Source organism: Vicinamibacterales bacterium, from assembly GCA_035699745.1.
Lineage (GTDB): Bacteria > Acidobacteriota > Vicinamibacteria > Vicinamibacterales > 2-12-FULL-66-21 > JAICSD01.
Genome location: DASSPH010000083.1, coordinates 1 through 24242, shown reverse-complemented (window position 1 = coordinate 24242; position 24242 = coordinate 1). Strand labels below are relative to the sequence as shown.

Sequence of the window (24242 nt, the reverse complement as noted above, 5' to 3'; positions counted from 1 at the left end):
GATGCGCACCATCAAGATGACCACCGGCGCGGCGCTGACGCTGGACGGCGATCTGCTGACGGTGCTCGAGTCGCTGTACAAGGAGATCTCCGCCAACCAGCAGCTGCAGTCCACGTTCGAGGACATGGCGCGCGAGATCCAGCACATCATCGAGCAGATGTCGGACGACGAGCGCCGGCAGTATCTGTCCGAGAGCCTGTTCCTGAACATCGTCTCGTACGAGAACGAGCGGCTCGGGGCGTACGTCAAGCGGCTCACCAAGAAGTAGGTGTCCCTCAACTACCTGGCGACCCGGTTTACGTGCAGCTGGCCGTGGAGCACGATGGTGCTCCTGTGCGACGGCCGGCTGGTCTGCGGCTGCGCCGACCCCTACGGCAAGCGGGTTCTGGGCGATCTGAAGACGGAGGCGTCGGTGTCCGCGGTGTGGACCGGCGAGCGTGCCTCCAGCCTGCGGCGGGACCTCGTCAACGGCGGATCGAAATTCTGCGGCGACTGCCCGCTCAAGCTTCCGCTCAAGAAGGACGAGGCGCCGCCCCGGCGCGGACTCGACGTCGGGCTGCTCCCGTCCCGGCTCTACATCGAATGCACCGCCGCCTGTAACATCTCGTGCAATCAATCGTGCTGCGCCCCGGAAACCGGGATCACCCGCACGCGGCAGGCGGGGATGCTGGACTACGACCTGTTCACCCGGGTCGTGGACGAGGCCGGCCCCTCGCTCGGCCGCATCGACTTCTTCAACTACGGCGAGGCGTTCCTCCACAAGCGCGCGCTCGACATGGTCGAGTACATCAAGTCGCGCTTCCCTCACGTGTATCTCTACACGAGCACCAACGGCCTGGCGCTCACCGAGGAGGGCGCGCGGCGGCTGGCCCGATCCGGCATCGACGAAGTCACCTTCTCGATCGACGGCGCCACGCCCGAGAGCTACGTGAAGTACCGCCAGCGCGGCGACTTCGCCAAGGCGATCCGCAACCTGTCGGCGCTGGTCGACGAGAAACGGAAGCGCGGCCTCGACGTGCCGTTCGTCAACTGGCGCTACATCCTCTTCACGCACAACGACAGCGACGCCGAGATGACGCGGGCGAGGTCCATGGCGGCCGAGATTGGCGTCGATCGTTTGAGCTGGGAGATCACCGATCACCCGGAGGACATGTTCTCGCGGCGGTTCGTCCCCGGCACGCCCGAGTACGAGCGCATCGCCAACGAGATCTGGGATCGGAGCGGGCTCGGCAATGCCATCCCCGGCGCGACGCCGCGCGCGGCGATCGAGGTCGGCCGAGGATCCTGGCTCGATCGCGTCGGCGGCGCCCCGCTGAAGGCGCGCGCGGGCGAGCCGCTGGCCATCACCACCCGGGTCACCAATCTGTCGACCCGTCCGTTCCCCGCAACCGCGACCTACGGACGCCGCCTGGTCCGCCTTGGCGCGCAGCTCTGCGCCGCGGATGGAACCCTGCTCAACCGCGACTACGAGCGCGCCTGGCTCCCGTCCCACCTGCAGGCGGGCGCGACCGTCGAGATCCCGATCACCGTGAAGGCGCCGGAGACACCCGGCCGCTACAGATTGAAGTTCGATCTGGTGAGCGAGGGAATCGACTGGTTCGAGCAGTCGGGGTCGCGGACGACGGTTCGAGACCTGGAGGTCAACTAGCCGCCCGCGAACCTGTAGAAGCGGCAGAACCCGTAGAACCCGTAGAACTCGGTTGAACCCGTCTACGCCACGGGCTGTGGCGCCTTGGCGGCCGCCGGGACCGGCACGACCGCCCCGGACACGCCGTCCGCCTCGACGACCTTCCACGCATCCATTTCTTCCAGGATCCGCGCGGCGAACGCCGTGTGCAGCGCGTGACCCGCGCGGTGCGCAACCAGGTGGCCGATGACCGGGTAGCCGACCAGCGAGAGATCGCCGATGGCGTCGAGAATCTTGTGGCGCACGAACTCGTCCTCGAAGCGCAGGGCGTTGTTCAGCACGCCGGTCTCGCCCAGCACGATCGCGTTCTCGAGCGAGCCGCCGAGCGCCAGTCCGCGCTGCCGCAGCATCTCGACTTCCTTCAGGAAGCCGAACGTCCGCGCCGGAGCGATCTCCTCGACGAACGTCTCCTCCGTGATCCGCATCGTCCGCGACTGGTGCCGGATCAGGGGATGATCGAAGCTGATGCTGTAGGTGACCTTGAAGTGATCCGAGGGATAGAGCGCGATCCGCTTGTCCCCCTGGCTCAGGGAGATCGGACGCAGCACCTTCAGGAACTTCTTCGGCGCCGTCAGTTTCTTGACGCCCGCCTCGTTCAGGATCAGATAGACGAACGGCGCGGCACTGCCGTCCATGATCGGCACTTCGGGGCTGTTCAGCTCGACGATGACGTTGTCGATGCCGAGCGCCGTCAGCGCCGCGAGCAGGTGCTCGACCGTCTCGACCGACACCGCTTCGCGGGTGAGGCCGGTGGCGAGCTGAATGCCTCCCAGGTGCGTAACGGTGGCCGGAACTTCGAGGCCGCCGAGATCCGCGCGCTGGAATCGGATGCCAAAGTCCGCCGGCGCCGGTTTCAGCGACAGCGTGACCTTGTTGCCGGAGTGCAGACCGATTCCGGAGCAGGAGACAGGACGACGAAGGGTGCGCTGCGCGATCATGACCTCTTTACGGCTGGGGGCGCCATCCCCAGCTCAGCAAACCGGCTGCCACTCCAAGGTCGACCTGCTGTCCGCAGCTAAACTGTTGATTTTTCGGATACTTATAGGTTAGGCCCGGGTGGGAGATCCCGGAACGACACCACTGTTGTGGCCGTCCAGCCACAGAATCCAGCCTCAAGACCGTGGCTGATTTACCACACTGAAAAAGCCCACCCTGAAAAAGGGGACAGTCCCCATTTGACAGAAATGGGGACTGTCCCCTTTTTCCCTTACGCCGCAGCGAAGATCTCGGCAAGGAAGCGTCCTGTGAAGGATTCTCGGCTCCGCGACACCGCTTCAGGAGTCCCCTGCGCGACGATCCGGCCGCCGCCCGCCCCGCCCTCGGGCCCGAGATCGATGACGTAATCGGCCGATTTGATGACGTCGAGATTGTGCTCGATGATTACAACTGTGTTGCCTTGATCGACAAGTTTGTTCAGCACGTCGAGCAGCTTGTGGGTGTCCGCGAAGTGCAGCCCGGTGGTCGGCTCGTCGAGGATGTAGAGCGTCCGTCCGGTCCCCCGGCGTGACAGCTCCTTGGCGAGCTTGACGCGCTGCGCCTCGCCCCCGCTCAGCGTGGTCGCCGACTGGCCCAGTCCGAGATACCCGAGGCCGACGTCCTGCAGCGTGCGCAGCTTGTTGGCGATCGGCGGGAAATTCTCCAGCAGCGGCAGCGCCTGGTCCACCGTGAGATCCAGCACGTCCGCGATCGACTTGCCGCGATACTTGATGTCGAGCGTTTCCCGGTTGTAGCGGCGCCCCTTACACTGCTCGCACGTCACGTAGACGTTCGGCAGGAAATGCATCTCGATGGCGATGACGCCGTCCCCCTGGCAGGTCTCGCAGCGGCCGCCCTTGACGTTGAACGAGAACCGTCCCGGACGGAAGCCGCGCGCCTTGGCGTCCGGCAGCATGGCGAACAGCTCGCGGATGAACGTGAACAGGCCGGTGTAGGTCGCCGGATTGGACCGCGGCGTCCGCCCGATCGGCGACTGATCGATCTGGATCACCTTGTCGATCTGATCGATCCCGTCGATGGCGGTGTGGGCACCAGGCTCGTCGGCGGCGCGATACAGCTCGCGCGCCAGCGAGCGATAGAGGATCTCGTTGACGAGCGTCGACTTGCCCGAGCCGCTGACGCCGGTGACGGTGATCAGCACGCCCAGCGGAATCTCGACGTCGATGTCCTTGAGATTGTTCTCGCGCGCGCCCTTGATCATCAGACTGCCGCGGGTCGCCGGCCGGCGCTCGGCCGGCGTCGCGATCGAGAGCTCCCCCTTCAGATACGCCGCGGTGAGCGAGCCGTCGCCGTCCTGCATCAGCGCCGCCGGCGGCCCCTGGAAGATCAGCGTGCCCCCGTGCTCGCCGGCGCCGGGCCCGAGATCGATCACGTAGTCGGCAGAGCGGATCGTCTCTTCGTCGTGCTCGACGACGACGACGGTGTTGCCGAGATCGCGGAGGCGCGCCAGCGTGGCGAGCAGGGCGCGGTTGTCGCGCTGGTGCAGGCCGATCGACGGCTCGTCGAGCACATAGAGCACGCCGGTGAGATTCGAGCCGATCTGCGTCGCCAGCCGGATGCGCTGTCCTTCGCCGCCCGACAGCGTCGCCGCGCTGCGGCCGAGCGTCAGATACCCGACGCCGACTTCGTTGAGGAAGCGCAGCCGATCGCGGATCTCGCGCAGCACGCGGCTCGCGATCAGCGCCTCACGGTCGGTCAGCTCCAGCGCCTCGAAGACCTTGACCGCTTCGGCGATCGGCAGGTCCACGTACTCCGTCATCGTCCGTCCCTTGACGCGGACGGCGCGGCTCTGCGGCTTGAGCCGCTGCCCCTGACAGGTCGGGCAGGGGCGCAGCGCGCGATAGGGCTCCAGACTCTCCTGATCGACCCAGCTGCCTTCCTCGTAGCGGCGCCGCAGGTTCGGCACCAGCCCCTCGAAACCGGCGCCGAACGGATCGCGCTCGGCGCTCTTCGTCTTCTTGTCCGACGCGCCGTCCTTTCGCGCGCCGTAGAACAGCACGTCGCGCAGCTTCTTCGGCAGCCGCCGGAACGGCATCGCCAGATCGATCGCGAACGTCCTGCTGAGCGACGCCAGCGCCTCTTTGACCAGCTTGCGGTCCCCCTTGGCCCACGGAGCGATGGCACCGTCGGCGAGCGACAGCGACTCGTCGGGGACCAGCCGCGCCGGATCGAAGTCGTAGACCGCGCCCAGTCCCTGGCAGTCGGAACAGGCGCCGTGCGGCGAGTTGAACGAGAACGCCCGCGGCGTCATCTCCGGCATGCTGACGCCGCAGTAGGTGCAGGCCAGCCGCCGCGAGAACAGGCGATCGCCCCCCTCGTGCGTGTTGATGACGACGATGTCGTCCGCCAGATTCAGCGCCACTTCGACCGACTCGGTCAGGCGCCGCTCGATCCCGGGCTTCAGGATCAGGCGGTCGACGACGACGTCGATGGTGTGATTGCGGCGGCGATCGAGCTTGATGTCCTCGTCGAGCGAACGCAGCTCGCCGTCGACGCGCACCTTGGTGAAGCCGCGCGCGCGCAGCGCCGCGAGCTCCTTCTTGAACTCCCCCTTGCGGCCGCGAACGACCGGGGCCAGCACGTTCACGCGCTCGTCGTTCGGCGCGAGCATCACCATGTCGATGATCCGCTCGAGCGACTGCGACGCGATCTCGCGGCCGCAGAGATGGCAGTGCGGCACGCCGATGTTGGCGAACAGCAGGCGCAGGTAGTCGTAGATTTCCGTCACCGTGCCGACGGTGGACCGGGGGTTGGATCCGGTCGTCTTCTGCTCGATGGCGATGGCGGGCGACAGGCCGTCGATCAGATCGACGTCCGGCTTCTCCATCTGCTCGAGGAACTGGCGGGCGTACGACGACAGCGACTCCACGTAGCGCCGCTGCCCCTCGGCGTAGATCGTGTCGAAGGCGAGCGAGGACTTGCCGGATCCCGAGAGACCGGTGATCACGACCAGCTTGTCGCGAGGCAGATCGACGTCGATATTCTTGAGGTTGTGGACGCGCGCTCCGCGCACGTTCACCCAGTCGTGTGCCATTTACTGTTCAGTTTTTTCGCGAAAAACCAAACAGTCATTGTACTACGGCTGCCGCTCCTCGAGCGACGTTCCGGCGCGGCGGACGGCCTTCTCGAGCCGCAGGTGGCCGGCCAGCAGATCGACGTCCCATAGCTCATCCGCCCGCCGGCCGTGGTGGTAGGCGCTGAATGCGGTGCCGCGGGGGAAGAATCGCAGCTGCGCGGCCAGGTGAGTCAGCGGCACCTCGACACCGCGCACCGTGTAGATCTCGCGGCCATTCGACGGGCGGTCGCCGTCGGCGCGGCTGATGAGCGGGTAGTCGATCCAGGAGACCGCCTCGTCACGAAGGTCCTTGACGGCGTACCGGCATGCCCACCGGCGACAACCCGCGGCCAGCCGATCGTAATCCGCTGCCTGAAGGCTCCACTCTTTCCCGATGTGGAGCGCGCGGACGAGGCGTTCCTCGAGAACGCTCTCCCACGTGGAGGGATCGGCCGACGCGAGCGCGCGCAGCTGCTCCGCGGACCAGCGGCGCTGCCACGACTCGAGGCCGCGCCAGATCAAGGCCCTGGCCGCGGGGGAGCCGAATTCCGCCAGCATCTCCCCCGCACTCACGGCCGCCTCGGCATCGTCACTCAGCAGCAGCCGGCCGGCCACTTCGTCCAGAGCGGGCGACGGGCGACGCTTCGCGATCAGCGACGCGAGGTCCACGCGCCATTCAGCGCGGCAGCCCTCGCTTGCCGGTGCCGTGCCGCGGCGGATGGCGTCGAATTCACCGGCGGCGAACGCCGGATCGGTCCGGAAGAAGTACGCGAGCGCGGGAATCGCGATGGAGCACTCGTGCGCGTCCACGCTCGCGGTGTACGCCCGCCGCACCCGCCCGGCAATCGCCGCGCTGCCGTAGCGTTCGATGCGATCCATCGCTGCGGCGACCTGGTCGCGTCCTTCTGCGGTTTCGAGCTGCGTGAGAAAGACCGCGTCGAATGCGGGCAGCGTGTCGTCGGTCAGACGTCCGGATATGGAGAGAGGCAGCCTCGGGCGGGACGACCGCAGGTCGCGCAGAATGATCGGGCGCGCCCGCGAAGGGGCGACGTCAGCGAGGGCGATCAGCGCCGCGTCGCTGCCGCTGCGCGCGAGACGCTCCAGCATCGGCGCGAAACGGGCGTCCTCGGCAAGAACGGCGCGGCGCGACGTCAGCACGGCTTCCCGTGCCGGCAGAGAAAGCCGGTGCAGCGCCGCCTCGACTTCCGCCGGGAAGGCGGCGAGCGCATGGGTGACGCGGAGGAGGTCACGCTTGCCGGCCGCCTGGTCCGCCGCTTTCGACAGGCCAGCCTGAAACGCCTCCGTGAGTCGCTCGACCAGCACGCCGGCGCTGGCCAGGGCGCGCAGCCGCCGTTGCCGCGCGTTCATCAACGCCCGGTATCTGACGCCCGCGGAGATGACGCCTGTGGACGCCTGAGTCGCGTGAAGCCCGGCGAGCATCACGATCGCCTGATCCGACACGACTCGCGCCGGATCGTCGACGTGCCGCGTCAACGCGGCGATCGCTCCGGCGCGATCGCGAGCGCTGAACAGGCCGGCGAGTTCGCGCCGAGCCATCTCGTCCAGGGCCTTGCGCGACGGAAGCGACTGGAGCGCCCGGAAGGCCGTGCTCCGCTCCTCGGAATTCGCCGAGGTGTCGAGCACCTCGATGGCCCGGCGAAGCGTTTCGTTCTCCCACGCGATGTCGCGCGGAGAAATGTCGATCTCGATGATGTTGGAAACGAGCGCCGCGCCGTCCCCGGGGCCGCCCGCGCCGACTCGATCGGCGATGTAGAAGCGGTAGCGCCCGGGCGCGTCGAACCGGACATGATCGGTGAGCCGGTACGCGACCGTGACTGGAGGCAGCGTCGGCTTCGGCGCGGCCGGCCGCGGCGGCGCCGGTCTGGACGTAATCACAGGCACGCCGTTCGCGTCGTACTCGACCGCGGTGACGAACCGCGGCATCTCGACCACGCCGCCTTCGACGCAGCCGCAGATGCCGCCAGGCACACCCATGCCCACGCGATGGAGGTCGCGCTCCGGATCGTGCGTGCCGATGGTGCGATCCAGAACCGGAGTGGCCGAGTGGATGCACTGTCCACTCGGATCGCGGCGATTGGGCACGTCGTCGTAGATCAGCACGAGAGAAATGGGCTCGCCGACGCGGAACGTGCGGCGATTGCCGTCGACCGAAACGGTGAACCGCGGGCTGAGGGGGTTGCGGGCGGCCGCCGCGTCGCGCTGCGCGGAGAAACGATCGTGCGCGGGGGTGGGCTGGCCGGCGAGCACGCCCGCCGGCGCGGCCAGGACGGCGCCGATACCAGCCGCCAACGCGAACCTCATCGAACCTCCTGATTCTTCGACACCACACGGCGTCGTTCGGACAGAAGAGAAGAGGTACTGGGGAGGACTATTCTACTACGCGCTCGATCTCAGGCGGCTGTTGCGATACCCGTAGACGAAGTAGAGCGCGAGGCCGATCGCCAGCCAGATCCCGAACCGCTCCCAGGCGTGGACCGGCAGCCCCCTCATCGTGTAGAGGCAGGCCAGGGCGCCCACCAGCGCAACGCCCCAGACGAACGGCACGCGGAAGGGGCGGGGTCGAGCCGGGTCGGTATAGCGCAGCACCAGGACGCCGATGCACACGATCGCGAACGCCGACAGCGTGCCGATGTTGGTCAGGTCGTAGATCTCGTTCTCGTCCATGAACAGGCTGCCGAACGCGACGACCAGACCCGTGACGATGGTCGTGATGTGCGGCGTGCGGTACTTGGGATGAATCTTCGAGGCCCATGCCGGCAGCAGGCCGTCGCGCGCCATCGCCATGAAGATGCGCGGCTGCCCGTACTGAAAGACGAGCAGCACCGCGGTGAGCGACACCACCGCGCCGAACGCCACGAACCAGCTCGCAATCGGCAGCCCCGCGACTTCGAGCGCCCGCGCCAGCGGGTCGGCCGCCTTGAGCTCGGTGTACGGCACGAGTCCGGTGGCCACGATCCCGACGATGACGTAGATCAACGTGCAGATTGCCAGGCCGCCGAGGATGCCGATCGGCATGTTGCGCTGAGGATTCTTCGTCTCTTCCGCCGCCGTGGAGATCGCGTCGAAGCCGATGTACGCGAAGAAGACGATCGCCGCCCCCTGATGGATGCCGCGCCATCCATTCGGCGCGAACGGCGTGTAGTTGGCGGTGTCGATGTGCATCCCGCCCAGGACGATGAACACCGCCAGCACGATGAGCTTCACGGCCACCATCGCGTTGTTGGCGCGCGTGCTCTCGCGCACGCCGATGTAGAGCAGCCAGGTGATGGCGAGCACGATCAGCGCCGCCGGAATGTTGAGCAGGACGGGAATGCCGGCGATTCGCGGAGCGGTTTGCAGCAGGCCGTGGATCTCGGGATTCGAACTGAGCAGCGCCGTGCGGTAGCCGTGGGTCAGCCACTCCGGCAGCACGATGCCGAACCCGGAGAGCAGCGAATTGAAATAGCCGCTCCACGCAATCGCGACCGCGATGTTGCCGACCGCGTACTCGAGGATCAGGTCCCAGCCGATGATCCACGCGATCAGCTCGCCGAGCGTCGCGTACGAATAGGCGTAGGCGCTGCCCGCCTGCGGGATCATCGACGCGAGCTCCGCGTAGCACAGCCCGGCCAGGCCGCAGACGACGCCGAGCAGGATGAAAGAGAAGATCAGCGCCGGGCCGGCGCCGTAGCGGACGATCTCACCAGTCGGCAGGGTCTCACCCGCGGCGGCGGTGCCGATGGAGGAAAAGATGCCGGCGCCAATCACCGCGCCGATGGCCAGCATGATGAGATCGCCGGCCCCCATCACCCGCTTCAGCCCTTGTCCGCTTTCCGCGACGATGAGTTCGGAGATCGGCTTGCGCCGGAACAATTGGCTCATTGCCGACGGATTCTACCCCGGACGCGCCGGCCTCCTGCGCGCCGGGACAGCGCCGTTACGGCAGCAGGCCGCGGACCCGCACCGCGAGCCGGTACACCGTCTCGGCCGCCGCGAGCGCGATCCCGCCGTGCGGGTCGAAGGCGAGCCCGATCAGCGGTCCCCCCGACAGCAGGAGCTCGGGGCTGTCAGGCGCATCGACGCGGACCCGATAGAGCGCGCTGGCCCCGGCCAGCGCGTCGACGACGTACAGATGACCGGCGGCATCGAACGCGATCCCTTGCGGCCGCCCGTAGCGCCCGCCCCACGTTTCCACGGTGCCGCCGGGCGCGATGCGGTAGATCGCGTCGTGCGTGTTCAAGGTGGGCGCGGCGACATAGAGATGGTCGTCCGGGCCGAACGCCAGATGGAACGCGGCGACGCTCGGCGGCAGCGCCGCGAACAGCTGCGACCGCCCGTCCGGTTCGATGCGCAGCACGGAGCCGGATCGATCGCCGACGTACAACCGCCCGTCGCGGCCGAAGGCAAGGCCGCACGCGACGCCGAGATCGGTGGCGTAAATCGAAGCCCGTCCGTCCGCCTCGACGCGGTACACGCTGCCGTCGAACCGGCTCGAGACGTAGAGCCCGCCGTCCGGGCCGAACGCCAGCGAGGTCGGGTTCGGCACGTCGGTCACGAACGGCTCGCGCGTGCCGTCGGGGCGCACGACGAAGATGCCGACCGGCGCCTGCTGGCCTCGCGATCCGCTGAAGGTGACGTAGAGGTTGCCGTGCCGATCGTACGCAGGGCTGTCGACGTGGTGGACGCCGGTGACCAGCGGCGCGCCGATTTCCACGAACGCCGTCTCTCCCGGCAGCTCGTCGATGCGCACGGCGGTCTGCCCGCCCTCGAGACCCGCCGGCACGATCACCGTCAGAGACGCAGACGACGCGCAGGCGAGACGCGCCCGCTCGGGACCCACGCGGACGTGCGGCAGGCTGCCGTCGACGAGGAAACCCTGCCCCTCGAGCGTGATGCGGCCCCCCTCGATCGCCCACAGCGGGTGGACGGAGGTCACGCGTCCACCCGGCGCGGCGTTCACCGGACCCACGTCAACTCTCGTCGTCGAGCTCGACGTTCCAGTAGAAGTAATCGCGCCACGAATCGGGCGCGTTGCGCAGGCCGATGGTGATGCGGATCGCCGGAGCCTTGTCGGGCCGTCTGGGCAGGCGAATCAGGTGCATGCCGGCCTGCTCGGGCGTCCGGCCGCCCTTGCGGCGGTTGCAGGGGATGCAGCAGGTGACGATGTTCTCCCAGTCTTTTCGGCCGCCCTGGGCGACCGGCACCACATGATCGAAGGTCAAATCCGCACTGGGCAACAGCGTTGCGCAGTACTGGCAGGTGTGCTCGTCCCGGGCGTAGATGTTGGCGCGCGAGAACGGCACGTAGTCGATCTGCCGCTTGATCTTGATGTAGCGGAGCAGCCGGATGACCGACGGCATCTTGAAGCTGAACGAGACGGACCGGACTTCCCGCTCGTACGTAGAGATGACCTCGACCTTCCCCTGGCACCAGAGCGTGATCGCCTTCTGCCAGTGGACGACCTTCAGCGGCTCGTACGTGGCGTTGAGAAGCAGGGTCTGCTCCATACAGCCTGCGCTATTTTAGCCGATAATTCGATCTGCCCGATGAGCCGGTCCCTCTGCAGCAGTTTTGTGATCGCGGTGACGATCCTGACGTCCGCGTGCGCGACCACGGGAGGAACGCCGCGGCCGTTCCCGACGCCGCGGGCGCCGGCGCCGGCGCCCGCACCGCCGCCGCCCACGCCGACGGCGACGGTCGGATCGCCATCGGCGCCCGTGCCGCCGCCGGCATCAGCGGTCGGGACGTTCGGCGGACGCAGCGCGGCGGCGTACGGCATCACCGGCACCGCGCTCAACCTGCGCGGCGCCCCCTACCGCAACGGCGGCAGCGATCCGACCGGATTCGATTGCAGCGGATTCGTTCAGTACGTGTTCGGCCAGAACGGCGTGCGCGTGCCGCGCACGGTCAGCGAACAGTTCCGCGCCGGACGCGACGTCGAACCGTCCTCGCTCGAGCCGGGCGACCTCGTGTTCTTCACGACCGTCACCTCGGGCGCGTCACACGTCGGGATTTCGATCGGCGGGGACGAGTTCGTCCACGCGCCGAGCGGCTACGGCGAAGTCCGCGTCGAGCGGCTGAGCGCGCCGTACTGGTCTACGCGCTTTGTTGGAGTGAAACGGATCCTGTGATCCGGCGCGCGGTCGCGCCGGTGAACTGGCGCACGTGGAGATCGCGCTCGGTGTAGAGCGGCGGCTGCCCCGGGCGCTTCAACGGCTCGATCTTCACGCCGGCACCCGTCTCGACCGGCAGCGTGGCGCATCGCTCCATGTAGCGTTGCGGAAACGACGGGAAATTCCTGAAGGTGGTTGCCGCCACGCCGCCATAGCGGCGATGCAGCTCGGTGAAGTCATACCCCAGGAACTCGTACAGCGACGGGTCCGGGTTCGACGCGAGATACTGCTTCGTCATCGCGGCGACGTTGTCGTAGAACTCAGGCGCGTGAGTGCCGCGCGCGCGCGTGCCGTCGGCGTTCATCACCTGGCGGATTCCGGTGGCCGCGGGATCGATGTGGTACAGCTCGTGGACGATGGTGTCGAGCTTCGCCACCCACGGCTCGACCGGGCCGTACAAGTCGGCTTTCCAGGACCGCTCGAGCGTCTGCTCGCAGAATCGCGGCAGCACGAAGGAGATCAAGTACTTGATGCGGGTGCCGTGGCGCCGCACTTCAGGAGTCTTGGTGACGAACCACTCCGAGCGCCGCGTCAACTCGCCCGTATCCCGATCGCGCCAGAAGTAGTAGCCAGGTTCGGATTCCGGCAGCGTCAAGCAGTGGCAGGTCGCGAAGGCCCCTTCCGATTCCGGGCGGCCGAAGCGCCCGAACACGAGCACTTCCCGCAAATCGATGAAACCGAGCGCGGGAGTACGTGCGACGACGTCCTGCATCAAGCGCGTGATGCGCTCTGTGTAATTGATCATCACCGACACACTCCGGCCGGACCTCGGCTCGCGCCGGTCCAACCGTGCCTGCCGCTGGCTGCTAGGGAACGGGAACGATGCGACTATACGGACATCCCCCGACGGCTGTCAAGGTGAACAGGAGCAAAGATTTAATGCCCAGGTCCTCCCCGGCCGGGGGGTTTCGGGGGGGCGACGGGGGTCCCGGGGAGGGTCAGGGGGGCTGAGGGGGCCGCGACATCGGGCGGCGGCAGGCTGGGAATGGCGTCCAAGCTCGGGACCGCCGGGATCGCGGGTTCGGCGGTGACCGGAGGCGGGGTGACCGCGCCCATCCTTCTCATGATCATCTGCTGGCGGCGGCGGAGCCTGGCCGAGGGCCGGCCCGGGTCCATGATGTGCGGATTGGCGATCGCGCCGGCAAGCAGCGCGGATTCCGTCGCGTTCAACTCGGCGGCGGACTTGCGGAAATACCGCCGCGCCGCCGCCTCCGCCCCCCAGATGCCGTCCCCCCATTCGATCACGTTCAGATAGATCTCGAGGATGCGCTGCTTGGTCAGCTCGACCTCGAGGCGGCGCGTGATCATCAGCTCGCGCAGCTTGCGGAGGGGATTCTTCGACGGCGAGAGGTACAGGTTCTTCGCGAGCTGCTGGGTGATGGTGCTGGCGCCGCGCGCGAACTCGCCGCGCTCCCAGTTCACCTCCATCGACTCGCGCAGCTGCTCGTAGTCGACCCCTTCGTGCTTCCAGAAGGCGCTGTCCTCGGTGACGATGACGGCGCGCTTGAGATGGTTCGAGATGCGCGCGTAGGGCACCCAGCGCTGGTCGCGCTGCGAAGGCAGCCCCTTGGCGCGCGCCTGCCGCGTCCGCAGCTCCATGAACGCCGTGGTCGTCGGGTTCTTCGTGCGGAGCACGCGCACGTCAGGCAGGGACAGATACACGTAGGCCGCGAGCGAAAACCCGAGTGCGAGCAGGATGAGGACACCGCGGCCGGCTCGGCGCAGCCAGCCCCGGACGGCACCCTTTTTCATCGGCGCAGCAGGGTCCGCAGCGCGTCCGTGAGGATGGATACGTTGGCGGACGTCGAGCCCGATCCCATCAGACCGACGCGCCAGATCTTCCCGGCGAGCGGGCCCAGGCCGGCGCCGATCTCGATGCCGAACTGCTGCAGCAGCCCTTTGCGCACGGCCGCTTCGTCGACCCCCTCCGGCACCTTCACCGCGTTCAGCGACCACAGCCGCTCTGCCGGCGGCGGCAGCAGCTCGAGGCCGATGGATCCGAGCGCGTCCACGAGCGCGAGGTGATTGACGCGATGCCGCTCCCACCGCGGCTCGAGCCCTTCCTCCTCGACCGCGACGAGCGCCTCGTGCAGCGCATGGATCAACGGTGCGGAGATCGTGTGGTGATACTTGCGATCGATCCAGTAGTCCTGCAGCAGCCCGAGGTCGAGATAAAACGATCGACGCGATCCGGCAGCCTTCAGGCCGGCGATCGCCTCTGCGGTGAACATCACCGGCGCAAGGCCCGACGGCGCCCCCAGCCCCTTCTGCGAGCAGCTGTAGACGACGTCCGCGCCCCACGCCGCGGCGTCCACCGGGTGCGCGCCGAACGACGTCACCGCGTCGACGATGGTGCGCGCGCCGGCCGCCCTGGCGGCGCGGCACATCTCCGCGACGGGATTCAGCACGCCGGTCGACGTCTCCGCGTGCACCATCGTCACCAGGTCGGCACCGCCGGCCAGCGCGTGCTCGAGCTGCGCGGGATCGCAGGCCCGCCCCCACTCGACGGTGACGCGCGAGACCTGCGCGCCATGGCGCTCGAGCATCTGCGCCAGGCGATCGCCGAAGTAGCCGGTCACCACGGCGATCGCGCGCGCCCCCGGCCTGGCGAGATTCGCGACCGCCGTTTCCATCCCCGCGGTTCCGGTGCCCGAGACGGCGAATGCGAAGGCGCCCTCGTCCGCCTTGAACAGGCGCCGCAGCCGCGCCCGCATGTCGTCGAGGATCGCCATCATGTCGGGATCGAGATGACTGAGCACGGGCCGCTGCATGGCGTGCATGACCCGCGGCGCGACCGGGCTGGGACCGGGACCGAGCAGCAGCCTGCCGGCGGTCTGGTCCGCCGCGGCGCGAGCGGAGGTGGAAGCGTTGGCGGACGTGGGTTCAGTTGGCGCCATGGAGCAGCACGCGGATCCGTTCGACGGCGTCCGCTGAAAGAGGAGCAAGGGGCGGACGAGGCTCGCCGCCGCGGTAACCGGAGAGATCGAGCGCCGCCTTCAGACCGGGAATGCCGTAGGCGGTCGTGACGGCGCGGCCGAGCGGGGTGATCCGCCGCTGCAGCGCACGCGCCTCGTCGAGCCGGCCGGCGCGCACGTGCGCGAGCAGATCCAGACACGCCGACGGCAGCAGCGACGAAACGGCGATGATCGCCCCGGCGGCGCCGGCGCAGAGCGCGGCGAAGACGCCCGGCGCCGCGCCGCAGAGCACGGTGAAGCCGCTCGGCACGGCGGCCGCGAGATCCGCGAACTGTGCGCCGTCCGTGCTCGTTTCCTTCATGCCGATGATGTTGGGATGCGCGGCGAGCTGCGCCACCGTGTCGGGAGCAAGGTTCACGCCGGTCGAGGCCGGGAAGTTGTAGAGGAGGACGGGAACCGGACTGGCATCCGCGACCGCCGTGTAGTGCGCGATCAGCCCGGCGGCGGCGACATGGGCGCGGTAGACGGACGGAGTCTTCACCAGCACGGCATCGGCGCCTGCGGCCGCCGCCCGCCGCGCCGCGGCGATCGTCGCGCGCGTCGACTCGTGCCCGGCGCCGGCGAGCAGCACGCGATCGGCCGGCACCTCCCGCCTCGCCGCTTCGATGACGCGGTCCGCCTCGTCGTCTTCGAGCAGCGCCGCCTCGCCGTTGGTCCCTACCGTCAGGACCCCGCCGAGGCCGGCGGCGATCCACTTGCGAACGTTCGACTGAATGGCCGCGGTGTCGACCTCGCCGTCCTTGAACGGCGTCGGCATCGGCGGGAACACAGAACGCAGGTTCACACCGAAAACGTACCACAGCGCCGCGGAGAGCGGTAAGCGGCCGGCGGCGAGCGGCCGGCGGGAGGCAAAAAAACGGGCGCGGCGGTGAAGCCGCGCCCGCTCGCAGGGTGCTTTGCGGTCGGTTCAGTGAACGCGCGCGCCGCCCCAGATGATGCGCTGCGCGCGCCAGTCCTCGTCCAGGATGGTCCACAGCGCCTGGTCGAGATACTCGCCGTTGCGGAGGAACGACTTGCGCAGGATGCCCTCCTGCATCGCGCCGATCTTCCGCAGCGCGCCGTTGCCGCGGCCGTTGAGGACCGCCGCGCGGGCTTCGAGCCGGTGCGTGCCCACGACGTCGAACGCGAAGTCGATGACCATGCGCGCGCCGTCCATGAACAGCCCGGTGCCCCAGAACTCCGAGCCGAGCGCGAATCCCCATTCCGCGGTGCCGAAACCGGGCTCCAGCTGCCGCACCTGGAAGATACCGACCGCCGAGTCCATCCCGTGGGGCACCACCGCGAAGCAGGCGTAGTTGCCCGCCGCCCGCTCGCGCTGCGTCCACGCGATGAACCGCTCGAAGCCTTCCACCGTGGTCGGGGGCGGCGAGATGAACCGCGCCACTTCCTCGGTCGAGAGCATCGCCAGCAGTGACGCCGCGTCCGAGATCCGCAGCTCGCGGAGCGTCACCATCGAACCGGTCAGCACCGGAAGCGCCTGCTTCCAGTCCGACGTCGTAACAGTACGGGTTGCCGCGTGTGCCGGCCGGGTTGAGGTCACCGGCTGCACCTCGCGGAGTGTGAGCTTCGTCATTAGAGCCCCCCTCCGAGAATCGTGGTTACCGGTGCGAGAACAGTCGTCGTCGTCGAAGTCTCCGGCTCGGTGGCCAGAGGTGCGTCCGGTTCCGAGGTGGTAACCGGCTCGGGAGCGCTGCCGTCGAACAGCGCGTCGAAGATCAACCCGTCGAACACGGACGGGACGTTCGGGTCTTCGAAGAGCGTGTTCTCTTCGCCCGAGCTGCCCCACGTGGTGTTGTCTTCGTCACTCGAGGTGCCCCACACGATGTTGTCGACCTCACCGCTGGTCCCCCAGACGATGTTGTCGGCTTCCATGAAGGTGCCCCACACGATGTTGTCGAGTTCCCCTTCGGCGACGCTCGCGCCCCACACCAGGCCGCCGCAGTCCGCGTTGTCGCAGCGGGTGCCCCAGACGATGTTGTCGGCTTCGGTGAACGTCCCCCAGACGATGTTGTCCCCTTCGCGGATGGTCCCCCACACGATGTTGTCACCCTCGCGATCGAAGGTGCCCCACACGATGTTGTCGAGATCCAGCAGCGAGGTGCCCCACACGATGTTGTCGCACTCGATCGTGCCGCACACCGTGCCCCAGACGATGTTGTCGCCCTCGAGGTCGCGCGCCGCGCCCCACACCGTGGTGACGGCCCAAGCGCTGCCCGCGGGCTTGATGACGCCGTTCTTCAGCTTCTGGTTGCCCCAGAGAATCGTCTTCGACCACGCCTTGTTGCTCGGGTACACCTGGCCGGCCTGCGGGTTCTTCAGGAACCGCGCGAGGTCGACCGCTCCCTTGATATTGAGGAAGCCGGCCCCCTGCGTCAGCGCGTCGTACTCGTAGTTCTGCGCCGTGTACTGGAGAATCGCCTTCACCAGGTTCGGCGTCAGCTGCGGATTCGCCTGCACCATCAGCGCAACCGCGCCGGCCACGACCGGCGACGCCATGCTGGTGCCCGACAGGCTCAGATACGGCCGGGTGGTGCTGCTCAGCAGCCCCTTCAGCAGGTAGGCCGACTTGGTCGAATACAGCAGGCTGCCGGGGGCCGAGAGCGACACGATCCCGGTGCCCGTCGCGACGATATCCGGCTTGGCGGCGTAGTCGATCGCCGTGGGACCGCGCGAGCTGTAGCCGGCCATCCGGTCGTCGCTGCGGGTCAGCGTCCCCTCGTGGCTGTAGGCACCGACCGTCAGCACCCATGGCGCGTTGCCGGGGGCCGTAATCGCGCCGTACACCGTCTTGCCGGTGACGCGGTCCTTGCCGAGATTGCCGGCCGCGGTGACGACCACCACACCCTCATCGACCACGCGCTTGGCCGCAAGCGTCAACGGGTCGCTGTTATACGACTCCGTCACCGCCGCACCAACCGAGAGGTTGACGACGCGGATGTTGTAGGTCACGCGGTTGGCCGCAATCCAGTCCAGGGCCGCGATGACGTTGCTGATGAAGCCGCCGCCCCGATCGTCGAGGACCTTGAGGCTGACGATGTTGGCCGCCGGAGCGATCCCCGCCCGCGCGCCCAGCGTGTCGAAGCCGTTGCCCGCGATGATCCCGGTGACGTGCGTGCCGTGGCCGTTGTCGTCGTACGACGTCAGCCGCCCGTTGACGAAGTCAACGAACTTGCGGACGCGCTGGCCGCCGACCACTTTCACGAGCGGATTGGAACCGGTGTAGGTCAGGTCGTCGTGCCACGTCGCAACGCCCGAATCGACCACGGCGACGCCGACACCGGCGCCGTCGTAACCGTAGGTCATCTGCACGGCACGGGCGCCCTCGACGACCGCGGCACGATTGAGCGAGCCGGCGGTCTTCCGGTCCCAGTGCATGTCCTTGACGCACGGGTCGTCCGCGAGCTTCTTCAGGTGCGAGTTCTGGACTTCCACGACATCAGCGTTGATGATGCGGAACGTCCGTCCCTTGCGCGCATTGAGCTTCGCGTACGTCTTCGTCGCGTCGCAGCCGGGGTACAACACGACGATGGCGCGCGACATCAGGCCGCCCGGGGCGTTCTCGGCCCGGTCATTCAGCTTCTTATCGAGCTTGGGATGACCGCCGTTCCCGGACGAGCCCGGTGTCGCGGCGGCATCTGCCGTGACCCCGAGAAGGCAGATCGACGCCAGAAGCGCCGCTGCCAGTTTGTATCGCCACCTAGTCACAGTATCGAATCCTCTTCTCTTGTCCCTGCCGCCTCAGCCCCACACCGCTTTGTGGCCGCAACTCCGGTCGAAGACCATCGCGAACTCCCCCATGTCCTGATCCCTCGCGTGATTCGAGAGCTACGAGTGCGTGGTCCAGTAGAGCAAGGGGAAGGCCAGTAAGGATGGGCTTCTGGTGACGGGACCTAAGTCGCTGAATTACAGGAGGATAGCTGCGCGTGACAAGTGTGTGCGGCGCGTGCGGGTCGTGTGCGGTTGGCCCGTTCCAGAACAGCGGCGGCGAGAGTTGGGGGTGGCGACCGAAGGCAAAATGCCGTGGTGCCAACACTTAGCGGCGTTTGTTCCACCTCGGCACACACGTGCACAGATTGAACACTGGTTTCATCGGTGATAAGTCATTCGCACTGAGTCACTTAGGTCACATTCGGCACCCCCCTGCGCCGATCACGAAAAACGTCGGCGGCGTTGATCACAAAAACGGTGGCGACGATCGCTCCGGCGGGGGCCAGCAGCCACGGGGCGTCGGCCGCCACGCGAATCGCGGCCGCCTCGTTCAACATCGCCCCCCAGCTCGGCGTCGGGGCCGCAAACCCAAGACCGACAAACGACAACGTCGCCTCCGCCATCACGAACGCCGGCACCAGTACGGCCGCCTGGACGCCGAGAAACCCGCGCGCCGCGGGCAACAGGTGACGCAGAACCAGGCGCGCCGCGCCCGCGCCGCAGGCCCTCGCAGCTTCTGCGTACTCGGCCCCCCGTTCGACGACGAGGATTGCGCGTACTCCGCGTGCAATAACGGGCCACCCGATGAGGGACAGGACGGCGACCAGCGCCCCGAACACCTGCCCCGTCGTCAACACCAGAGGCAGGGCGCCGCGCAGCGCGAGGACGACGTACATGGCCGGCAGGACCATCACGCCGTCGGCGATGCGCATGAGGACTGCATCGGTCCATCCGCCGGCGTATCCCGCCGCCGCGCCTGCCACGGCGCCGAGCGCCAGCGAGATCAGCGCCGCGGCGAGCGCGATGCCCAGCGACAGCCGCGCGCCGATGAGAAGGCGCGACAGCACGTCGCGCCCGAGCGCATCGCTGCCGAGCAGGAACCACGGCTCCGATCCGGCGAACGAGCCGATCCGCGCGGCGCGATCTTCGGTGTAGCGCCGCTCGAGCGGATCCTGCAGCCGCACGGCATACGCGAACGGCGCGTGCCAGCGGCCGTCGGCGTCGACGAGGTGCGGCCGCATCGGCGGTGCGTACTGGTAGCCGGGAAACTGCCGCGACGCGTCGTAGGGTGCGAGGGCGGGGGCCGCGAGGACCAGGAGCCCCAGGAATCCCAGCAGTCTCATCGCGCGTCCTCGAGCGTGACGCGCGGATCGGCGACCGCGTGGACCACATCCGCCGCGAGTATGCCGGCGGCGAGGAACGCCGAGCCCGCCGCGGCGCAGCCGGCGACGAGATACATGTCGCGCGACATCAGCGCCTGCAGCATGAGCGCGCCCAGGCCCGGCCAGGACGTCACCGATTCGACGGCGAACGATCCGCTGAACAGCGATCCGACGACGACGCCGTAGATCCCGAGCACGGGCGCGAGCGACTGGCGCCAGCCGTGCCGCCAGATCACGCGCGCTTCGGGAACCCCGCGCGCGCGGGCGGCGGAGGTCGACGGGCGGGACATCGAGTCCGCCATCGCGCTCGACTGAAAGCGCTCGAGCAGCGCGGCAATGGGCAGCGCCAGGGCGAGCGTCGGCACGATGAGATGGCGGACCGTTCCCATGCCGGACACCGGCAGCCATCCGGTGCGTGCGGCAACCGTCAGCAGCACCAGCGAGCTGATCAGCGGCGGAACCGACAGCAGCAGCAGCGACATGGCGCGCAGCGCCGCCGCGGCAAGTCCGCGCTGCGTGCCGGTGATCACCCCCCACGGGATCCCCAGCAGCGTCGCGAGGACGAGGGCGCAGGACGCCAGGAGGGCGGTGTTGCGGGCCGCGGCGCCGACGAGCTCAGTGACCGGACGCTGGTATTGGAACGACTCGCCGAGATCGAGCGTCGCGCTGCGGCGCAGCCACTCGGCGTAGCGCTCGAGGAACGGCCGATCGAGGCCGAGACGCGCGCGCTCGGCGGCAATCTCCGCGGGAGTGCGGCCGATCTGTGACGCGAAGTCCCCCGGCGCGAGCTGCGCGAGCAGCAGCGCGCCGGACGTGACGGCGAACACCAGGATCAGCGCCGCGGCGCCGCGCCGGAGCAGGAATCGCACCAGTCGGTCTTTCGGCGCCATGCCGATGCGGGCTTAGGGCTTGACGAACAGCGACTCGGCGTTCCACAGGACCTTCGGGTCCAGCAGCACGGGAACGGCGCCGCCGACACGCCGGCTGAGCGCGACGGTCACCTTCGGCGCGACGAAATAGATCTGCGGCAGGTGCTCGGCGAAGATCTTCTGCGCCTCGAGCAGCAGCTGCTGGCGCTCGGCGAGCGTCGGCGCGGCGCTCTGACGCAGCATCACGCCGTCGAGCGTCTTCTCCCACGGCTCCGGCGCGCCGACGTTCCACACGTGCCCCGATCCGCCGCTCATCCACATGTCCAGGTTCATCGCCGGATCGAGCGCGCTCGCCTGGAAGCCGTAGTAGATGCTCTCGTAGTCGCCGGCGCCGAAGCGGCCGAAGATCGACTGCGGGTCCAGCGCGACGATGTCGACGGCGATGCCGGCCTGCCGCAGCTGTTCCTGAATCATCGTGGCGGTGCGCTCGCGGATGTGTCCGCCCTGGGTGATGATCGAGAACCGCACCGGCGCCCCCCTCGCATCGTCCAGCATGCCGTCGCGGTTGCGATCCGTCAGGCCGATCGACGCGAGCAGCGTGCGCGCCCTGGCGGGATCGTGAGGGAAGGCCGGCGCGGACGGGGAGTACCAGGTCTTGTTTCCCGCGGTGATCGGACCGTGCACCGGCTCGGCGGCGCCGAGGAACACCGTCTTGACGATGGCGTCGCGATCGACGGCGTAGGAGATCGCGCGGCGGAACTCGGCGCGCGCGAGATATGGCTTGGCCTTCACCGCGCGGTTGCCCGGCGTGAGGTTGAACCACAGCGCATTGGGATCGACGCTGAGCCCGACGTCGAGCAGCTGAATCGTTCCCTGATCGCGAAGCCGGCGGAGGGACGCGATGTCCTCGGGCCGCACGTCGGCGACCGCCATCACGTCGACCTCGCCCGCCTGCACCCGCAGCATCTCGGCGTCCTGTCCGGGGACGAACTGCATCACGATGCGATCGAGGTACGGGAGCGCGGCGCCGGACGCGTCCTTGCGCCAGTAGTGCGGGTTGCGCGCGAACGTGATCCGCTGGCGGGTGACGTACTCGGTGATGACGAACGGACCGAGGCCGGCCATCGATGCCGGCGGGGTGGTGGTGCCCCAGGCCCGCCCGAACGCGCGCGCGTCGAGCGAGGCCTGCAGCAGGTGTTTCGGGAGAATCGGGACGTTGTCGAGGAGCGCCGCGCCGGGCGCGAAGGGGGCCGGCAGCGTCACGATCACGGTGCGTGGATCGGACGCGGTGACCTGCAGCGGCTTGTGCTGGACGGTGACCCCCGACGCCAGCGAGCTGGCGGTGCTCGGGTGGTACATCGCCTCGAAGGTGAACACCACGTCGTCGGCGGTGAGCGGCACGCCGTCGGAGAAGGTGAGGCCGTCGCGCAGCGTCAGGGTGATGGTGCGCCCGTCGGCGGAGGTGGTCCAGCGTTCCGCGAGCCACGGCTCGACGTCGCCGGTGACCCGGTTGAGGCGCACGAGCGGAGCGTGGACGAGGCGCGTGACGGCGTCGACGGCGGCCTGGTTGCCGTTGGGCGCGAACCGGTTGAACGTGGCCGGCTCGCTGCGAATCGAGGCGGTGATCGATCCGCCGCGAACCGGGCCGGCGGCGGCGGGCGCGGGGGGCGCCGGCGATCGGTTGCACGCGGCGGCGGCAGTCACGCTGAGCGCGACGAGCGCGGCGGTCAGATGTCGGGCCACTCTTGAACTCACCGGCCAATTGCTTGGCCGATCTCCACTGCGCAGATTTATTGGGCTTTTGAAGGGTAGCGGTTACCCCGGTCGTGGCTGTCGACTCAGCAGCCAATCCGTTGGCTCAAATTACAGAAACACCCTGAGCGGGACGGAACGCATGGTAGCGCAAGCACGCAGCGTACGCAATCACGCTGCGCCACTTTGTCCTTTCGTGTTCTGTCACGAGCGCCGATTGCGGTTCGCTGCTGCGTTCACGACGCCGTGGCACAACCTGTGCCTTACGGCGCGCATCCGGGGTTCCCTCATGTCAATTCGAATCGCCCGCCGTCCGCGCGTGTTCGCCGCCGCCGCCGTTGCCGCCGCGTTGTTCGCTACGGCTCTTTGCGCCGAGGCCCAGCCTCGCCGCGCGAGACTGTCCAGGGATCTCGCCGATCGGATCGCGCAGCGGATCGAAGCTCCCACCGAGATCATCGTCGACGTGCCGCACGATCGCGTGGAGGCGATCGCGGCGCGCTACGGCGCGACGGTGAAGAAGCGGCTGCGCGAAGGGGTGGTGCTCGAGGCGACCGGCGGCCAGATCGACGCGCTCAGCCAGGATGCCGACGTTCCGCACATCTCGGGCAACGTGCGGGTGTCGCGGATGATGGCGGTGACGGCCGCGGCGACCGGCGCCGACCAGACGTGGGGCGGGCTCGGCTACCTGCGCGGTCTCAGCGGGGCCGGCATCGGCATCGCGGTGATCGACTCGGGCATCGGCAACCACCCGGCGCTGCGCGGCCGCGTGGTCGCGTCGGTGGATTTCACTGCGGACCGGGGTCCGGCGGCGGACGCGTACGGACACGGCACCCACGTGGCGGGGATCATCGCGCAGGGGAATCGGGACGGCGCGTCGGGCATGGCTCCCGGCGTCCGGCTGGTGAACCTGAAGGTGCTGGGGGCCGACGGCTCCGGCACGACGGACGACGTCATCGAGGCGATCGACTGGGCGGTGGCGAACCGCGCCGCCTACAACATCCGCGTCATCAATCTGTCGCTCGGGCACCCGGTGTTCGAGTCGTATCTGGACGATCCGCTGTCGCGCGCGGCGCAGCGTGCGATCGACGCCGGCATCCTGGTGGTGGCGGCGGCGGGGAATTTCGGCAAGACCGAGGACGGGCGTCCGGTGGTGGGGGGGATCATCTCGCCGGCGCACACGCCGGCCGTGCTGACGGTGGGGGCGGTGAACACGCGCGCCACCGCGCAGCGGTCGGACGACGTGATGGCGACCTACAGCTCGCGGGGTCCGACGGCGTTCGACGGCGTGCTGAAGCCCGAACTGGTGGCCCCGGGGAACCGGATCGTGGCGGCGTCGGCGGCGGGATCGTTCCTGGCGGCGACGTATCCGGAGCGGCTGCGTCCGGGCCGGGGCGGGGCGGACTACATCGAGTTGAGCGGCACCAGCATGGCGGCCGCGGTGGTGTCGGGGGCGGCGGCGCTGGTGCTCGAGGCGCACCCGGGGCTGACGCCGGCACAGGTGAAGGCGGCGCTGCAGCTGACGAGTTCGCGGGTCGAGGGGGCCGGGCTGATCGAGGCGGGCGCGGGCAGCCTGAATGTGGCGGCGGCGGTGGCGCTGGGGCGCGAGGGGCTGCCGGAGACCGTCATTGCGGGGGAGCGGGTTGCG

At 68.6% G+C, this 24242-nt stretch carries 19 protein-coding genes; 4 read left to right on the top strand and 15 right to left on the bottom strand.

The window, feature by feature from the left end; all coding sequences use genetic code 11:
• Position 1: 1 nt before the first annotated feature.
• Positions 2-268, top strand: coding sequence for a hypothetical protein (locus tag VFK57_20550; protein ID HET7698117.1), 267 nt, complete (start codon positions 2-4; stop codon positions 266-268).
• Positions 269-1648, top strand: a complete 1380-nt coding sequence (locus VFK57_20545) for a radical SAM protein (GenBank protein HET7698116.1) — start codon at positions 269-271, stop codon at positions 1646-1648. It abuts the gene before it with no gap.
• Positions 1649-1710: 62 nt separating this feature from the next.
• Here the strand turns inward: VFK57_20545 and lpxC are convergent, their stop codons facing one another.
• The 6 genes from lpxC to VFK57_20515 form a co-directional block, all read right to left on the bottom strand.
• On the bottom strand, positions 1711-2625 hold the full coding sequence (gene lpxC / locus VFK57_20540) for a UDP-3-O-acyl-N-acetylglucosamine deacetylase (protein HET7698115.1): 915 nt from the start codon (positions 2623-2625) through the stop codon (positions 1711-1713).
• A 269-nt stretch (positions 2626-2894) separates the two neighbouring features.
• Positions 2895-5717 carry an excinuclease ABC subunit UvrA gene (gene uvrA / locus VFK57_20535; protein ID HET7698114.1) on the bottom strand — a complete coding sequence of 941 codons (2823 nt, stop codon included), beginning with the start codon at positions 5715-5717 and terminating at the stop codon, positions 2895-2897.
• A gap of 42 nt (positions 5718-5759) precedes the next feature.
• Entirely contained in the window at positions 5760-8060 is a 2301-nt protein-coding gene (locus tag VFK57_20530; GenBank protein HET7698113.1) for a hypothetical protein, read from the bottom strand.
• Between the two features lie 75 nt (positions 8061-8135).
• The gene (locus VFK57_20525) at positions 8136-9620 is read right to left on the bottom strand and encodes an amino acid permease (protein HET7698112.1); all 1485 of its coding nucleotides are present in this window, start codon (positions 9618-9620) and stop codon (positions 8136-8138) included.
• Between the two features lie 55 nt (positions 9621-9675).
• Positions 9676-10707: a hypothetical protein gene (locus VFK57_20520; protein HET7698111.1), complete on the bottom strand. Its 1032-nt coding sequence runs from the start codon at positions 10705-10707 to the stop codon at positions 9676-9678.
• A 1-nt stretch (position 10708) separates the two neighbouring features.
• The gene (locus tag VFK57_20515; GenBank protein HET7698110.1) at positions 10709-11245 is read right to left on the bottom strand and encodes an HNH endonuclease; all 537 of its coding nucleotides are present in this window, start codon (positions 11243-11245) and stop codon (positions 10709-10711) included.
• Between the two features lie 39 nt (positions 11246-11284).
• Between VFK57_20515 and VFK57_20510 the strand changes: the two genes are divergently transcribed.
• The gene (locus tag VFK57_20510) at positions 11285-11869 is read left to right on the top strand and encodes a C40 family peptidase (protein HET7698109.1); all 585 of its coding nucleotides are present in this window, start codon (positions 11285-11287) and stop codon (positions 11867-11869) included.
• Here VFK57_20510 and VFK57_20505 read toward each other — a convergent pair.
• The 9 genes from VFK57_20505 to VFK57_20465 all read right to left on the bottom strand — a co-directional run bounded on the left by VFK57_20505 (position 11835) and on the right by VFK57_20465 (position 22588).
• On the bottom strand, positions 11835-12656 hold the full coding sequence (locus VFK57_20505; protein HET7698108.1) for a hypothetical protein: 822 nt from the start codon (positions 12654-12656) through the stop codon (positions 11835-11837). The genes VFK57_20510 and VFK57_20505 overlap by 35 nt on opposite strands.
• A 131-nt stretch (positions 12657-12787) precedes the next feature.
• Positions 12788-13663, bottom strand: coding sequence for a monofunctional biosynthetic peptidoglycan transglycosylase (gene mtgA, locus VFK57_20500; GenBank protein HET7698107.1), 876 nt, complete (start codon positions 13661-13663; stop codon positions 12788-12790).
• Positions 13660-14808: an alanine--glyoxylate aminotransferase family protein gene (locus VFK57_20495; GenBank protein ID HET7698106.1), complete on the bottom strand. Its 1149-nt coding sequence runs from the start codon at positions 14806-14808 to the stop codon at positions 13660-13662. Before VFK57_20495 ends, mtgA begins: the two co-directional genes overlap by 4 nt.
• The gene (locus VFK57_20490; GenBank protein HET7698105.1) at positions 14795-15670 is read right to left on the bottom strand and encodes a dihydrodipicolinate synthase family protein; all 876 of its coding nucleotides are present in this window, start codon (positions 15668-15670) and stop codon (positions 14795-14797) included. Before VFK57_20490 ends, VFK57_20495 begins: the two co-directional genes overlap by 14 nt.
• A 123-nt stretch (positions 15671-15793) precedes the next feature.
• The gene (locus VFK57_20485; protein HET7698104.1) at positions 15794-16459 is read right to left on the bottom strand and encodes a GNAT family protein; all 666 of its coding nucleotides are present in this window, start codon (positions 16457-16459) and stop codon (positions 15794-15796) included.
• Entirely contained in the window at positions 16459-18591 is a 2133-nt protein-coding gene (locus VFK57_20480) for a S8 family peptidase (GenBank protein HET7698103.1), read from the bottom strand. The genes VFK57_20485 and VFK57_20480 overlap by 1 nt, the downstream gene beginning before the upstream one ends.
• A 413-nt stretch (positions 18592-19004) precedes the next feature.
• Complete coding sequence (locus VFK57_20475; protein ID HET7698102.1) at positions 19005-19937, bottom strand: ABC transporter permease; 933 nt, start codon at positions 19935-19937, stop codon at positions 19005-19007.
• Positions 19934-20866: an ABC transporter permease gene (locus tag VFK57_20470; protein ID HET7698101.1), complete on the bottom strand. Its 933-nt coding sequence runs from the start codon at positions 20864-20866 to the stop codon at positions 19934-19936. The genes VFK57_20475 and VFK57_20470 overlap by 4 nt, the downstream gene beginning before the upstream one ends.
• Positions 20867-20878: 12 nt before the next feature.
• The gene (locus VFK57_20465; protein HET7698100.1) at positions 20879-22588 is read right to left on the bottom strand and encodes an ABC transporter substrate-binding protein; all 1710 of its coding nucleotides are present in this window, start codon (positions 22586-22588) and stop codon (positions 20879-20881) included.
• A gap of 298 nt (positions 22589-22886) precedes the next feature.
• Here VFK57_20465 and VFK57_20460 point away from each other — a divergent pair.
• Positions 22887-24242: S8 family peptidase (locus VFK57_20460; protein HET7698099.1), on the top strand; the 1356-nt coding region annotated here is incomplete at its 3' end.